Origin of the sequence: Aliiruegeria lutimaris (assembly GCF_900099935.1) — a bacterium.
GTDB lineage: Bacteria > Pseudomonadota > Alphaproteobacteria > Rhodobacterales > Rhodobacteraceae > Tropicimonas > Tropicimonas lutimaris.
The window spans coordinates 17,777-31,651 of the sequence record NZ_FNEK01000036.1; the positions used below are offsets into that span (position 1 = coordinate 17,777).

The 13,875-nt window shown below is 64.0% G+C and carries 15 protein-coding genes; all 15 read right to left on the reverse strand.

What is annotated here, in order from left to right; all coding sequences use genetic code 11:
- Nucleotides 1-15: 15 nt before the first annotated feature.
- Nucleotides 16-597 (reverse strand): RBBP9/YdeN family alpha/beta hydrolase, encoded by a 582-nt coding sequence (locus tag BLR85_RS16515; protein ID WP_093158535.1) that lies wholly within the window; start codon nucleotides 595-597, stop codon nucleotides 16-18.
- A 39-nt stretch (nucleotides 598-636) separates the two neighbouring features.
- Complete coding sequence (gene citX / locus BLR85_RS16520) at nucleotides 637-1,203, reverse strand: citrate lyase holo-[acyl-carrier protein] synthase (RefSeq protein ID WP_093158540.1); 567 nt, start codon at nucleotides 1,201-1,203, stop codon at nucleotides 637-639.
- Entirely contained in the window at nucleotides 1,200-2,123 is a 924-nt protein-coding gene (citG, locus tag BLR85_RS16525; protein WP_093158545.1) for a triphosphoribosyl-dephospho-CoA synthase CitG, read from the reverse strand. Before citG ends, citX begins: the two co-directional genes overlap by 4 nt.
- Nucleotides 2,120-3,622: a citrate lyase subunit alpha gene (gene citF, locus BLR85_RS16530; RefSeq protein WP_093158550.1), complete on the reverse strand. Its 1,503-nt coding sequence runs from the start codon at nucleotides 3,620-3,622 to the stop codon at nucleotides 2,120-2,122. The genes citG and citF overlap by 4 nt, the downstream gene beginning before the upstream one ends.
- 5 nt (nucleotides 3,623-3,627) lie before the next feature.
- Nucleotides 3,628-4,503, reverse strand: a complete 876-nt coding sequence (gene citE / locus BLR85_RS16535; protein ID WP_093158555.1) for a citrate (pro-3S)-lyase subunit beta — start codon at nucleotides 4,501-4,503, stop codon at nucleotides 3,628-3,630.
- On the reverse strand, nucleotides 4,500-4,793 hold the full coding sequence (gene citD, locus BLR85_RS16540; RefSeq protein ID WP_093158560.1) for a citrate lyase acyl carrier protein: 294 nt from the start codon (nucleotides 4,791-4,793) through the stop codon (nucleotides 4,500-4,502). Before citD ends, citE begins: the two co-directional genes overlap by 4 nt.
- A gap of 49 nt (nucleotides 4,794-4,842) precedes the next feature.
- A complete protein-coding gene (gene citC / locus BLR85_RS16545; protein WP_093158564.1) occupies nucleotides 4,843-5,883 on the reverse strand; it encodes a [citrate (pro-3S)-lyase] ligase in 1,041 nt (346 codons plus the stop codon).
- Between the two features lie 170 nt (nucleotides 5,884-6,053).
- A complete protein-coding gene (locus BLR85_RS16550) occupies nucleotides 6,054-6,353 on the reverse strand; it encodes a DUF4387 family protein (RefSeq protein WP_093158569.1) in 300 nt (99 codons plus the stop codon).
- Nucleotides 6,350-7,699: an acyclic terpene utilization AtuA family protein gene (locus BLR85_RS16555; RefSeq protein ID WP_093158573.1), complete on the reverse strand. Its 1,350-nt coding sequence runs from the start codon at nucleotides 7,697-7,699 to the stop codon at nucleotides 6,350-6,352. Before BLR85_RS16555 ends, BLR85_RS16550 begins: the two co-directional genes overlap by 4 nt.
- The gene (locus tag BLR85_RS16560) at nucleotides 7,699-9,204 is read right to left on the reverse strand and encodes a tripartite tricarboxylate transporter permease (RefSeq protein WP_093158578.1); all 1,506 of its coding nucleotides are present in this window, start codon (nucleotides 9,202-9,204) and stop codon (nucleotides 7,699-7,701) included. Before BLR85_RS16560 ends, BLR85_RS16555 begins: the two co-directional genes overlap by 1 nt.
- 10 nt (nucleotides 9,205-9,214) lie before the next feature.
- On the reverse strand, nucleotides 9,215-9,655 hold the full coding sequence (locus tag BLR85_RS16565) for a tripartite tricarboxylate transporter TctB family protein (RefSeq protein ID WP_093158582.1): 441 nt from the start codon (nucleotides 9,653-9,655) through the stop codon (nucleotides 9,215-9,217).
- Complete coding sequence (locus BLR85_RS16570) at nucleotides 9,655-10,614, reverse strand: Bug family tripartite tricarboxylate transporter substrate binding protein (protein ID WP_093158586.1); 960 nt, start codon at nucleotides 10,612-10,614, stop codon at nucleotides 9,655-9,657. The genes BLR85_RS16565 and BLR85_RS16570 overlap by 1 nt, the downstream gene beginning before the upstream one ends.
- Nucleotides 10,615-10,754: 140 nt before the next feature.
- Nucleotides 10,755-11,792, reverse strand: a complete 1,038-nt coding sequence (locus BLR85_RS16575) for an ABC transporter substrate-binding protein (protein WP_093158591.1) — start codon at nucleotides 11,790-11,792, stop codon at nucleotides 10,755-10,757.
- The gene (locus BLR85_RS16580; protein WP_093158596.1) at nucleotides 11,762-13,147 is read right to left on the reverse strand and encodes a sensor histidine kinase; all 1,386 of its coding nucleotides are present in this window, start codon (nucleotides 13,145-13,147) and stop codon (nucleotides 11,762-11,764) included. The genes BLR85_RS16575 and BLR85_RS16580 overlap by 31 nt, the downstream gene beginning before the upstream one ends.
- A complete protein-coding gene (locus BLR85_RS16585; protein WP_093158600.1) occupies nucleotides 13,144-13,809 on the reverse strand; it encodes a response regulator transcription factor in 666 nt (221 codons plus the stop codon). The genes BLR85_RS16580 and BLR85_RS16585 overlap by 4 nt, the downstream gene beginning before the upstream one ends.
- Nucleotides 13,810-13,875 lie beyond the last annotated feature (66 nt).

Consider the following 13,875-nt stretch of genomic DNA (forward strand, 5'->3'; position numbering starts at 1 on the left):
GCTATCGGCCTGTTTTCAGATATTTCCCTCGATGCGCTCGACCAGATCGACAAGGATCGTCAAGCCGTAGGGCCAGCGCCCGAAGCCACTCTCGGCATTGATATGGCCGGCCGGGCCGAGATCGACCCATTCCGACCCCCAATAGGCCGCGAGCTGTTTGGTCCGGTCCAGCGAGATGAGCTGGTCATCATGGCTTGCCACCAGCACAGTCGGCCGATCGAGCCGGCTACGCGGAATGATCTCCTCCGCCTCGAAGCGCATCGGCTCGGCGGGGGCAACGAACATGGCGCCCGCGACATTCGGCGGGTTCTCGGCCAGCACGCAGGCGGAAGCCAGCGCCCCCAGCGAATGGCCGATCAGGATCACCGGCTTTTCGCATTCGGTCAGACGCCGATTGATCGCATCGATCCAGTTATGAATATCGCGGATATCCCAGCGGCTCATGGAAATGCGGGAAAAGAGCGGGGTCTTTTCCTCCCACATCGTCTGCCAATGCTCGGCGGAGGAATTCTTGAAACCGGGCACGAGAACGAGATCGTAATTCTCGATATGCCCTTCGAGGGTCTCGATGGCTTCAGGATTTCGGATCGGGCTCATGAATTCCGCAGCTGGTGGCGTTGGCCTTGAAAGGACGCCTCATGGTTTACCCGGCTCATCGGGCAACGCAAGGCTGTTGGCGTCGCGGGCGGCCTGTACGCGCTCGGCGATCACCGCCAACAGTTCTTCGATCGGGTGGGCGCGGGAGCGAGTGCAGGCATGGGCGGGTTTATCGCAGACAAGGCAACGCCGTTTCTGCAAGCCCACATCTCGGCGGGAGAGCGGGGTTCCGTCCGCGGCGTGCACATCCAGGTCCCACAGCCGGCCCAGCGGATGGCTCTCTTCCAACGCAACCATGGCGGATTTGAGCGCATGGGCATCCGCTTCGACCACGTAGAGCGCTTCCGGTCCGGTCTGCAGATCGTCGGCAAATACTTCGGCGAAACGCCAGCCCATGGCCGCGAGCCGGGTCGGGATCGCGATCCGGGCGGCCTCGGCCAGTTCGATGGCGGCCGGGCAGAGCTTGACCGCACCGGGCAGGACGATGGACAGCGTGATCACGGAACACTGATGGTCCGAAAGCGCTGCGTCCCGCCTTGCGACGCGGGCCTCGCGCGCGGCGAGGACCGCTTCCAGATCGGTTGGAAGGCCTTCGAAAAGGGTCATGCCCCACTGCTTTCGAGCCGCGCGAAAAACCAGGTAAGGCCGACGAGATCCGCCGTGCCTCCGGGCGAGAGGTTGCGGGCGATGAGGGCGTCGTCGAGCGCTTCGAGCCGGGCAATGAAATCGGATGCGTTAGCGCCGAGCCCCGCAATCGCCTCCGCTTCGCGGCGGACATACTCCGTCGCCTCCGGCCCGCCACGGGCGATCAGGTTGGTATCGGCATTCTGCGCCAGCAGGGCCGCAAGGGCAGCCAGAAGGCAGCGTTCCTCTCCTGCCCCGTGGGAACGTGCGGCGCGAAAGGCAGCCAGCCCGATTTCGCGGACCGTGGCAAAGCCGGACTCGGCCTCTCCGCGTGCACCGCGTATCCCGTAGCGCCGATAGATATATTCCCCGGCGGTCGTCGCCGTACGGTTGGCCCCGTCGAGGTCCCGCGCGACGATCCCGGCGGCGATAGCGGCCACCTCGCCACACAGGGCGACGGTCTCCAGAGCCGCCCCCTTTGCGGTCAGGCGACCGGCGGCACCGAGGGCAAGGCCGAAGGCGAATATCGCTCCCTTGTGCGTATTCACGCCATCCGTCGCGCGGAACATGGCCGCTTCGGCAATCAGGCCGAGGCGACGCAGTTCTGGCAAGGCCTCCGTCGCCGGCATATCCGCAGAGGCCACACCGGACAGGAAGAATTGCTCGAAGAAGGGCGCGATGGCCGCAGCGCTTGCTTCGAAAGTGGCGACATTCATGTCCGAATGCGCCCCGTTGTTGCGAAGATCCACCAGGCCCGGTTTGGGTGTCAGATGTACCTCGACCAGCAGCGCCTCGTGGACGAGCTGGGAAAGATAACCGGCGCGGGAAACCAGGGGAGCGGCGGCCGTTTGGCCAGTGCCGCGCCCCGTAAGAACCGAGATTTCCCGCGCTAGCAGGCTCATGGCGCGATCTGCCGGACGGTATCGATGATCGTACCATCGCGATAGCGGACATGGCCCACGACATTGTCGAGGAATTCCAGCGGTTCGGGCTTGCCCGAGAGCGAAATCGCCCGCTGGTAGAGATCCCCGATCGGTTTGACGGGCAGACCCGCCGCCTTCAGCCGCTCGGCCACATCGGGCCGGTTCGGGTTCACCGCGATGCCGTGCTCGGTAACGAGTACGCCGACAGTTTCTCCCGGCGTAACCCGGGTGGTTACCTGCTCGACCACGGTCGGGATGCGCGTGCGCAGTAACGGGCCAACCACGATGGACAGGTTCGCCCCCGCGGCGGTGTCCGCGTGCCCGCCAATCGCGCCGCGCACGACACCGTCCGAGCCGGTCAGCACGTTGACGTTGAAATTGAGGTCGATCTCCAGCGCCGAGAGGATCACCATGTCCAGCCGGTCAACCGTGGCACCCTTGGAGAGCGGCGAAGCATAAAACTGGGTGGAGATCTCCATATGCGAGGCGTTTGCCTGCAGGGATCGGGCGGCGACGGCATCGAAGCTCTGGGTGTCGACCAGCGTGCCGATCAACCCTTTCTCGTGCAGGTCCACCATGCCGCCGGTCTGCCCGCCAAGCGCCCATCCGGCCTTGATTCCCTTGGCCCGCATCCGGTGTTCGAGAAAGCGCGATGTCGCGGTGGAGGAGCCGCCCGTCCCGGTCTGCATCGAGAAGCCGTCCTCGAAGTAACCGGCATGTTCCATCACCTCGGCGCAGAGCTTGGCAATAAGAAGCTCGCGCGGGTTGGTGGTGGCGCGGGCCGCACCGACGGAGATCTTGGCCGGGTCGCCCACTTCCTCGACCTGCACGATCCAGTCGACCTGATCCTGCCGGATCGAAGCCGGGTTGTTCGGGAAGGGTACGATCTCCTCGGTGAGCATGACGACCTTGTCGGCATACATCGCGTCCACCATCGCGTAGCCAAGCGAGCCGCACCAACTGCGCCCGGACACGCCATTGGCATTGCCGAACGGGTCGCAGGCGGAGACGCCGAGAAAGGCAACGTCGATCTCGATCTCGCCCTGCTCGATCAGCGCCACGCGGCCGCCATGGGAGTGGAAGGTGACGGGTTCGTCCATGAGGCCGTTGGAAATGGCCTCGCCCAGCTTGCCGCGCAGGCCGGAAGTGAAGAGCTTGCGGATCACGCCGGACTGGATATTCGGGATGATGGCCGCGTTGATGCCAAGCAGCGAGCTGGGCGCCAGCGTGAGGTCCTTGAACCCCATCCGCGCCAGCGTCTCGACCACCAGGTTGATCACCTTGTCGCCCTCGCGGAAGGCGTGGTGGAAGGAGACGGTCATGCCATCCTTCAGCCCGGTCCGGCGAATAGCTTCCTCAAGGTCAGGGAGGATCTTGCGGTCGCCATTGGCCTCGGGCCCGGTGGCAAAGGGGATCTTCGCGTTGAAGCCTGCGAAGGGGGCGAGCCCTGCGACCTGCGGGTTGCGATCAGATGCCATGTCTCTCACTCCTTGCGCAGGCCGGAGGCTGCGGCGCGGTCCAGCACGCGGCGGGCATTGTCCACCACGGGGCCGTCGATCATCTTGCCGCCCATGGCGATCACGCCGAGGCCCTGTTTCTCGGCCTTCTCGGCAGCGGCGACGACGCGTCTGGCGTAGTCCATCTCCTCCTGCGTCGGCGCGTAGGCATTGTGGAGCAATTCGATCTGACGCGGGTTGATCAGCGATTTGCCGTTGAAGCCGAGCCTTTTGATCAGGTCCACCTCCTTGAGGAAGCCTTCCTCGTCATCGAGATCGGAGAAGACAACGTCGTAGCAGTCGATCTTGGCGGCGCGGGCAGCGTGGAGGACGGCGCAGCGGGCATAGAAAAGCTCCGTTCCGTCGCCGCGCTGCGTCTGCATGTCCATCACGTAATCGAAACCTGCCAGCGCGATGCCGGTGATGCGCGGGCTGGCCTGCGCGATGGCGAGCGCATTGACGACACCCGAGGCGCTCTCGATGGCGGCCATCAGGTGGGTGGAGCCAACTTCCCGGCCGCAGTCGCGTTCGATCCGCTCGACCGCTGCTTCCAGTTCGCGAACCTGTTCAGGCGTATCCGTCTTGGGCAGGCGGATCGTGTCGGCGCCGCCGCGAATGGCGGCCTGCAGATCGTCATGGCCAAAGGGTGTGTCCAGCGGGTTGATCCGCACAACGCGCTCGATGCCGTCATAGAGCGGCTGTTGCAGAGCGTGGAAGACGAGCAGCCGCGCGGCGTCCTTCTCGCGCAGCGACACGGCGTCTTCTAGGTCGAACATCACCGAGTCGGGTTTGAAGACGAAAGCGGTGGACAGGCTCGCAGCCGAGGAGCCCGGCACGAAGAGCATGGAACGGCGAAGTCTCATTTCAGCGCCTCCCAGTCGAGCGTCGTCTCGCCCGCCGCGCGCATCACGGCGGCCTGAACGCGGGCGCGGATGGTGCAATCGAGCGCGCCTTTGTCCTGGATGATCAGCGTGCCGGTGGTCACGCCGAGATGGTCCAGAACCTCCTCCACGGTGGCGCGGATCTGCTTGCCGAACTGGTGCAGGACCTCGCTCTCGATCACGATCTCAAGCGGATCGTCCGAGGGCGTGATGCGGATGAAGAGATCGCTGGACTCGAGCGTCCCGGCCAGCGCCTCCTGTTTGAGCAACATTTTGCATTCCTCTCCGTTTGGCCCACGCCGCGAGCGGGCCGGTATCCTGTCACCCCTGTTGCGCGACAAGGGCTACGTATTTCGTCTTCAACAGCTCGAAGGTCGCGGGCGGCACAAGGTTGCGAATGCTGTCAAGGTCGCCCTCGTAGAGATGCCTGCGCACTTCGGATGCCGAAATGGCGGTGCCATTGAACTCGGTTCGGGGTATTTCCACGACTTTGATCGCCGGCCCGCTGCCGCGCACCTCGTCCTGCAGCCAGACCATCATGTCGCTATTGTACTTGTTCGTCGTCGGGCAGAAGGGCTCCGTGCCGACGAAACGATGCGTGATACCAAGCGCGGGCGCGATATGGTTGCGGAACATCAGCAGATCCACAGCTGTGTGGCATTTGCCGACGATCCCCTGATCCTTGAGGAAATAGCAGGAGAAGGTCGCGCGGCTAACCATGTATTGCGAGCCGGGATGCAGGGTCAGGTTGGGGATGCCCAGGATGTTTTCCTCGGCCAGGTAGTAGCGATCCTGGTAGGAAAACAGCGAAACATCCTCGCGCACCATGAACAGGTGCAGCCAGTCGCACGCCTTCGCCGCCTGCTCGACAAGGTAGCGGTGGCCATAAGTGAACGGGTTGGCGTTCGCCACGACGCAGCCGATTTTCTCGCCCTCTACACGGTGCTTCTGCAATTGCTTGCAGTAGGATTTGATGCCGATCGGCGTGTTCTCCATCAGCACCACGGTGTCGGGCATTTCCACAAGGTCGTAGAAACCGCAGCCGCGAAAGAATTCGGCGTTCTTCGGCTCCGTATAGACGAAAAGCGTGGCATATCCGTGGCTGTGGGCGAGATAGGTGATTTCGCTCACCAGCGTCAGCGAAAGCGCCGTGCCGCGATATTCCGGAAGGATTGCAACACCCTTGATGACGTTCTGCTGCAGGCCCGCGCAGGCAACGAGCCGATCGCGGTCACGGCAGACGACGAAGGTTTCGATCCCCTGTTCGTAGAGCAGATCGCAAGCGCCCAGCAGCTTCTTGATCTCGCGGCGCTCGGCATCTTCGTGATCCGGCTCGACGGTATAGAAATCGAGGTCTTCCATGGCGACCAGGGTCCGATCTGGTGCGGTGACGCCGAGAGCTGCCGCCGCTTTTGGCGAAGGCCGGTCTCTCGCTACGTCAAGCGGTATTGCCCGCGTGGCGCCCGGAGAAAACCGACAATGTTGCAGCCCTGCCCGGCGGTCAGTGCATGTTATCCGGGCAGGGCGCTGGTTCAGATCTCCATTTCGGCCACGAGGGCGGCAAAGGAGGCGCCGTGCATGTCACGGTCCAGTCGCGTGCCCTGAATCTGGGGCCTCGGGATCGAGAACTTGACCACGTTGAGGCTGTCGATGTCGAAACGCTTAAGCAGCGTCGCATCGGCTTGCAAAAGCTTCACCACGGCCTCCGTCTTCAGCCCTTCGGAGACGCGCCGGAACATCTCCGGGGTACCGCAGAAGATGTCGATGGTCAGCCAGAACGGCCCTGCATTCTTGGAGCGGACCTTGGGAACGATATCGCCGAGCCTGCTCATGCGCCGATCTCCACGGTCTCAAGGGAAAAGGCCTCCCACGGGTCCGCAAGCTCCAGCACGTGGTTGAGGCAGAACTCGTAGACCATGCCGCGGTTCATCTCCGGCGGCGAGAAGGGGAAGGCAAAGGTCGGCATCTCCTCCTGTTCCGTCAGCGGGTGATGGAGCAGGTAGGGGTTGAGGATCTTGGCCACCTCGCGGGCCATCGCCTCGGTATCGGCGGTGACAATGCCGAGCACGCCGACCTCGCTGCCGATCTGCGCCTTGGCATCGAGGGGGCCGAGTGTGGCATCGGCCCCGATCAGGCGCAGCTCCAGCGAGAAGCCGTCCCCTGCCCTTTCTCGCACCTTGGCGCTGCACTTGGTCTCGATGTCATCGCACCACGCGCGGATATTCTCGACGTAACGGTGGTCCCGCACCAAGGCGAGCGAGACAACCTGGTAGCCCGCCTTGCGCGCGCCTTCGAGCTTCACCGTGTAGCGCTCCGAGGGCACCCATTTCGAGCCCGTCACGCGCACGCGGCGGTCGTCGAGCGCTGTATACGTGGCCTCGGTCACGTCGAGATGCCCGCCCGGCTCGTAAAGGACATACGGGTCAGAATTCTCGTAGAGCATGTGGGCGGAGACGGTGTGGGGCGTGGCCCGCGCCTCCGCCCCCATCGGAGTCATGGTGAAACCTTCCGCGTCGAACTCGATCAGGATCGTGCCCGAATTGGGCGAGGTCGTCGCCAGCGCCCCGCACTCGCCGATCTTGGCGCCATGCCAGGCCCCGCCGGGGTGGCAGCCGCGCGACAGAGGCAGCGCCGAGATGATCGCGGTATCCGTGGTCCGCCCGGCGATGACGATATCGGCGCCGGTCTCCAGCGCGCCCTGGATATGTTCGGCCCCGGCAAGAGCGACGATATTGGTGCATTCGTCGATCAGCTCGGGCGAAATCTCGGGCGCCGGCACCAGCGGCGTCACCTTGCCCGCGCCCAGCGCATGGGCGATCCGCGACGCTGGCTGGCCGGACTTCAGCACCGCCACCTTGAGCGTCTCGCCCGTTTCGGCGGCGATTTCGCGGGTGATGTCGAGCAGCCAGTCCACGGCGCTGTCGGCACCACAGGTGCCGGCGGTACCGATCAACAGCGGCACGCCGGCTTCACGGCGGGCAGCCATCAGCTCTCGCCATTCGGCCTTGGTCGAATTGGCGGAATATTTCGAGGTCCCGGTTCCAAGGTAATGGGGCCCACTATCCGTGGACCCCCCGTCGATGGCAATGATATCGGGTTTCTCGGTGATACCCCGGGCGAGCGCGTCACGGTCGTAACCGAGACCCAGCGCGCCCGAGGGGATGAGAACCTTGACCATCAATCGGTAATCCTCTGCGGCTTCTTCAGGACCTTGCGCAGGAACATCGGCGCGACGAAGCCCGCAACCGCCACGAGCCAGAGGCCAATGGAGATGGGGGAGGAGAAGAGATAGCCGATCTCCCCATCCGAGAGCACCATGGCCCGGCGCAGCGCGTCCTCCATGTGGCCGCCCAGAAGGATACCGAGGATGATCGGCACCGTGGGCACGTCAAGCTTGCGCAGCACGAAGCCGAGCGCACCGAAGGCTACCATGAGCAGCAGGTCGAAATAGCTGCCCGAGAGCGAGTAGATGCCGACGAAGGAGACCATCGTCACGCCCGGCAGCAGCACCCATGGCGGAACCATCAGGATCTTCACGAAGACCTTCACCATCGGCACGTTCATCAGCAGAAGCACGACGTTGGCGATCAGCAGCGAGGCGATAAGGCCCCAGACCACTTCCGGCCGCTCGGTGAAGAGCGTCGGACCCGGCGTGATGTTGAGCGTCATCAGCAGCGCCAGCAGGACGGCGGTGGTCCCGGAACCCGGAACACCAAGCGTTAGCATCGGCACCAGTGCACCACCGGCGGCCGCGTTGTTGCCTGCCTCGGGGGCTGCGACCCCCTTGGGGACACCGGTTCCGAACTTGCCTTCCTCGCCGGCAATGCTCTTCTCGGTCATGTAGCTGAGGAAGGAGCCGAGCGAGGCACCGGCACCGGGCAGAACGCCGGCGATAAAGCCGATGAGCGAGCAGCGCAGCATGGTCCATTTCGTCTCGACGATGTCCTTCCATGGGATCGTCACCTTATCCAGCTTGACTCCGATGGAGGTGTTCTTGCCGTGGCTCTCGATGAAGAAGAACACTTCGGCAATGGCGAAGAGACCGACGATGGCGACAAGGAAGTCCACGCCGTCATAGAGGTGCAGGTTGCCCCCCGTGAGGCGCGGCAGGCCGGAGTTGTTGTCCACACCGATCATGGCGATACCGAGACCGATACAGGAGGCGATGGCGGCCTTGGCCTGGTTGTTGGAGGACATGCCGCCAAGGGTGGCGAAAGCCAGCATGTAAAGGGCGAAATACTCGGCAGGACCGAAGACGAAGGCCACGCGAGCCAGCAGTGGCGCCAGCACAATGAGCCCAAGCGTGGCGAGGAAGGCACCGACGAAGGAGGCGACGCCGGAAAGCACCAGCGCGTCACCGGCGCGACCGGCCTTTGCCATTGGGTAGCCGTCGAGCGTGGTCATCAGCGCCGGTTCGTCGCCGGGAATGTTGAGCAAAATCGAAGAGATACGACCACCATACATGGCGCCGTAATAAACCGCGGTCATCAGGACCAGCGCGGAGGTCGCGTCGAGCCCCACGGTGAAGGTGATCGGGATGAGGATCGCGACGCCGTTCGAGGGCCCGAGGCCCGGCAGGGCGCCGACAATCGTGCCGATGAAACAGCCGATCACGGCCAGCATCAGCGTGAAAGGCGAGAGAGCGACGCCAAAACCCATCGCGAGATTTGAAAGAATGTCCATGGCGCGCCCCTCAGCCCAGCATCGATTTCGGTACCGCGACGAGGCCGAGGCCGAGCGCGTATTTGAAGATCAGGAACAGCCCGAGTGAAAGACCGATACCGGCCAGCACGGCCTTTACGGGTTTTGGCTGAATCTGGTAGGACAGGAACCCCGCGGCGATCGCCGTCGGCAGCAGGAAACCCAGCGGCTTGAGTGCATAGGCATAGCCTATGAGGACGATCACCGAGAGAGCCAGCGCCCCCAGCGTGGCAAGCTCGGGCCATTCGGGGTCCGGGTCGGGCCGGATGGCGATGACCATGCCACACAGGGCAGCCACGGAGCCGATGATGATGGGGAAGGTGCGCGGGCCGACGGGGTCGGCCATGAAACCGGTCTGGATCTGTGTGGCGCTGGCGATATACGCCAGCGCCACCAAGGTCGCGACCGCACCGAAGATACGGTCAGAGGCCATTACTGGATGACCCCCAGTTGCTTGGAAAGTGTGTTCACGTCGGCAACGACCTGATCGACATAGTTCTGGAAGTCGGCGCCGACCTTGGTGAACTCGGCCAGACCGTTGGCTTCCATAGCCGCTTTCCACTCGTCGCTATCGGCGACCTGCTTCAGCTTCTCGGCCCACATGTCGAAGGTCTCGTCGGAAACGCCCTTCGGGATGTAGAGGCCGCGCCAGTTCACCGCGACCACGTCGACACCCTGCTCCTTGGCGGTCGGGATGTCATCGAAGCCCGGCACGCGCTCTTCGGTCAGAACCGCCAGTACGCGCACATCGCCCGACTTCAGGAAGCCCACGACCTCGGACATGTCGCCTGTCATTGCCTTGGTGAAGCCACCCACGGTCTGGGTGATGGCGTCGCCGCCATTGTTGGTCGAGATGTACTTGACCTTGGTCACGTCCTCAACACCAGCCTTCTGGAACACCATCAGCGGCTTGAGGTGATCGAAGCCACCCACCGCGGAGCCACCGGCGAAGGAAACCGAGGTCGGATCCGCCTTGGCGGCTTCGATGAGTTCGTTGAGGTTCTGGAACTCGCTGTCCTTGCCGACAACGATCACGCCCGGGTCGGCGCCGATCGAGCCAACCCAGCGGACCTGGTCAGCGGTCATGCCGGCATAGGCGTTCTGGGCCAGACGCGTGGTGGTCGCCGAGGACGCGGCGATGATCAGCTCGGCGTCGTCATTGCGCTCGGCCACGACGTGGGCATAGGCAAGACCGCCACCGGCGCCGGCCATGTTCGTCACCTGGATCGGCTTGTCCACGGCGCCGATGTCGAACATGATCTTGCCGATCTGGCGGCAGGTGAAGTCCCAGCCGCCGCCGGGGTTGGCAGGCGCGATACATTCGGCGGCGAGCGCCGAGGTTGCTGTCAGGGCAAAAGTTGCACCGGCAAACAGGATGGATTTCGGATTCATGGATAGACCTCCCTTGGAATCGTTCTGGCCGACGGCCATCGGAATCGATTGTTGAAGCCAAAACCTGACACCATCCTGTCACTGTGCAAACTTTGCTCAAATTTTTAGCGGGCAAACGCCGGCGCCGGGCAGTGGCAGGGCTATTCCCGCACCACGGCGTCCAGCCACGCCTTGGAGAAGGAGGCACGCTTTAAGTCGTCGAGATAGACCAGCAGCCCCGGACCGATCCTTATCGGGCGCAGCGAAGGAGTCTCGTCGCTCGCGCGCGGATTGACGGTGGCAAAGGGGTAATAATCGGGTGGATCTCCGCTCCAGGCCGCCTCCAGAAGGAAATCGACAAAAGCACCACCGAGCCCCGGGCTCCTGGAGCTTGCCGGGATGAGGGCGGTACGGTGCATGACCGTCACGAAATCCTCCGGCATGACGATCTCGATGGCCTCGCCCGCTGCCTGTCGCGGCTCGGCATAGGAGCCCAGCGCGTTATAGGCGAAGGCAAGCTTTCCCGACGCTACATCGCTGATCATCTCTGCGGAACAGCAATAGAGATGGGTGCCGAGCCCGCCCATGACCTCCATCAGGCGCCAGAATATCTCGGACGTGCGTGCGTCCTGCGTCGCAAACAGGTAGCCTGCACCGCTGCTGCGAATGTCGTAGGTGCCGATCCGGCCTCGAAAACGCTCCGGATGTTCGCGCAGCAGCGTGATCAGGTCCTGCCGGTTGCGGGGCCGCGCCAGCCCCTCGAACGCCGCCGGGGAGACGACCAGCGTCGCCGCTTCCTGCGTGAAGGCAAAGACCTGATCGCGCCAATTGGCCCAATCTGGCAGCCGGGACGTGGCCGTGGAGACGTGGCTCCGTGCCATCCCGTCATTGGCCAGCTTGGTCTGCAGATCCATCGCGGAAGACAGGGCGACATCGAAGGCCTGCCCTTCGCTCATGAGGGCGTTCATCATCTCGGTGGAACTGGCCACGGTATAGTCGATTGTGGTGCCCGGGTTGCTTTCCTGAAACGCACGCAGCATCGGCTCGAAGATCTCGATATCGGTGGTCGACAGGATCCGCAGCACCGGGCTGCCCGGCGCGGCCTCGTAGATGACATGCGCTTCGCTCTCGAAGGCGCGGGCGGCGGTGCCCAGCGTGATCAGGGTGATCAGGACAGGGGCAAGACGAGCGAGACGCATGCGCCAACTCCTTCCGGGTTCTGTTCGAGTTCAAGCCGACCGCCATGCGCCTGGGCAACCTCGTCGGCAATGGTCAGCCCGAGGCCGGAGCCGACCGTGCCCTGCGAATTGCTGCCCCGCGCGAAACGTCGGGTCAGCCGCTTGCCGGCCCCTTTGGGAAAGCCCGCTCCCTGGTCGCTGACTTGGATATGACAGGCGCCGTCCTCGGCCCACATGTCCACGGCGATATCGCTCTCCGCGGGGGAATACTTGACGGCATTGTCCAGCAGGTTGCCGAGAGCGTTCTGGATTAGGATCGGGTCGCCCGTCACCCGCAGATCGGTCGGGGCGACGACGGTGATCGCAATGTCCTTCAAACCGGCCACCGGCTGCAGGCGGCGCACGGTTTCGGCGATCAGGTCGCTCGGCCGGAGCGGCACATGTTCGAGCTGGTCCGTGCGGAAGGTGACCATCGCGTGATCCAGAAGCTGGCCGGCGGCACGGGAGCTTTCGTCCAGCGCATGGATCATGTCGTTGAGCGAGGCGCGGTTCTCTGGCTTGTCCATGCGGTTCAGCGCGATCTCGGCCTGCGCACGCACGGTCGCAAGCGGCGTGCGGACACGGTGGGCCGCTTCGGCCATGAAATCTTCGGAGCGTGTGAGCGTGATCTGCAAGCGGCCGATGAGCCGGTTGAGCGCCTCGACCAATGGCGCCATTTCCCGCGGCACCTCGGCCACGACCGGACGCAGGTCCTGCGGCCCCCGGCGCGAAACGGAAGCAGCGAGCCGTTCCAGCGGATCGATGGCAGACTGCGCCACGGCCACGGCCAGCGCACCCGCGACGGCGAAGAAGCCGATCCCGAGATAGACCGCGTTGCGCCAGATCTCCTGCAGCGTCTCTTGCGCGCCACCCCGGGTCTGCGCAACGGAGACGGTGACATGGATCGGGCGCTGCCCGCGCGCCAGGAGCCGCGATGCCGTGGCCATGCGCACGCTCTCGCCCAGGAAATCCACCGTATCGTAGCTGCGCCCGCGCTCATTGGCCTGAAGAGCCGACCTGGGCAGATCCTCGTAGCCTGTCAGATGCGCGCCATCGACCGTGACCCTGTAGAACACCCGGTCATCGGAGACATTGCCGAGCATCGCCATCGCGGCATAGGGAATGTCGATGCTGATCTCGCCATCCAGAACTGTGGCGGATTCGAGAATGGAAGTTACGGAGGCATCGAGGATATTGTCCTGGCTGACCTGCGCGACCTTCTCGGCAAAGTTCAGCACGATGACAAAAAGCAGCCCCGCCAGCAGTGCCGAAGACAGCAGAAGCCGAAACGTGAGGCGGCGGCGGATCGAGCCGGTGATGACGGCCTTGTCGCTCATTCCACCTGCAGCCGGTAGCCGAGCCCGCGCACGGTGACGATGGAAACCGGCGAGCCGTCGAGATGCTTGCGCAGGCGGCCGACATAGACCTCGATCGCGTTCTCGGAGACCTCCTCCTCGTAGGAAAACAGCCGGTCCACGAGTTTCGCCTTGCTCAGGATCTGGTCCTGCGCGCCGAGAAACAGCTCCAGCAGGCGCAGTTCCTTGGCCCGAAGCGTGGTGGTGCGGTCGCCCACCTTGAGCGTGCCGGCCTGTGGATCGAAGGTGAGATTGCCGATATGGCGCTGGTTGGTACCGCTGCCGCCCCGCCGCCGCAACACCGCCCGACAGCGCGCCTCCAGTTCGGAGAAATCGAAGGGCTTGGTCAGGTAGTCATCGGCGCCGAGATCGAGCACCGTCACCCGGTCCGAGACCTCGGAACGCGCGGTTAGTACTATGACCGGGGTTTCGTCCTGCAATCGGCGCTGCTCTTCGAGGAAATCCCGCCCGTCGCCATCGGGCAGCATGATATCGAGCAGGATCAGGTCATATTCCGTGGTGGCAATAAAGTCCTTGCCCGAGGCAATATCCGGGCCGTGATCGACGACATGCCCATCCAGCGTGAGGCGCTCCGTTACGGCGGAGGCCAGCTTGGCATTGTCCTCGATCAGCAGGAATCGCACCCGAATTCTCCTCCAAAGCGCAGATCCGGCCCGGTTGGGGTCGATCCGCTGCGATGCTAATGCAAG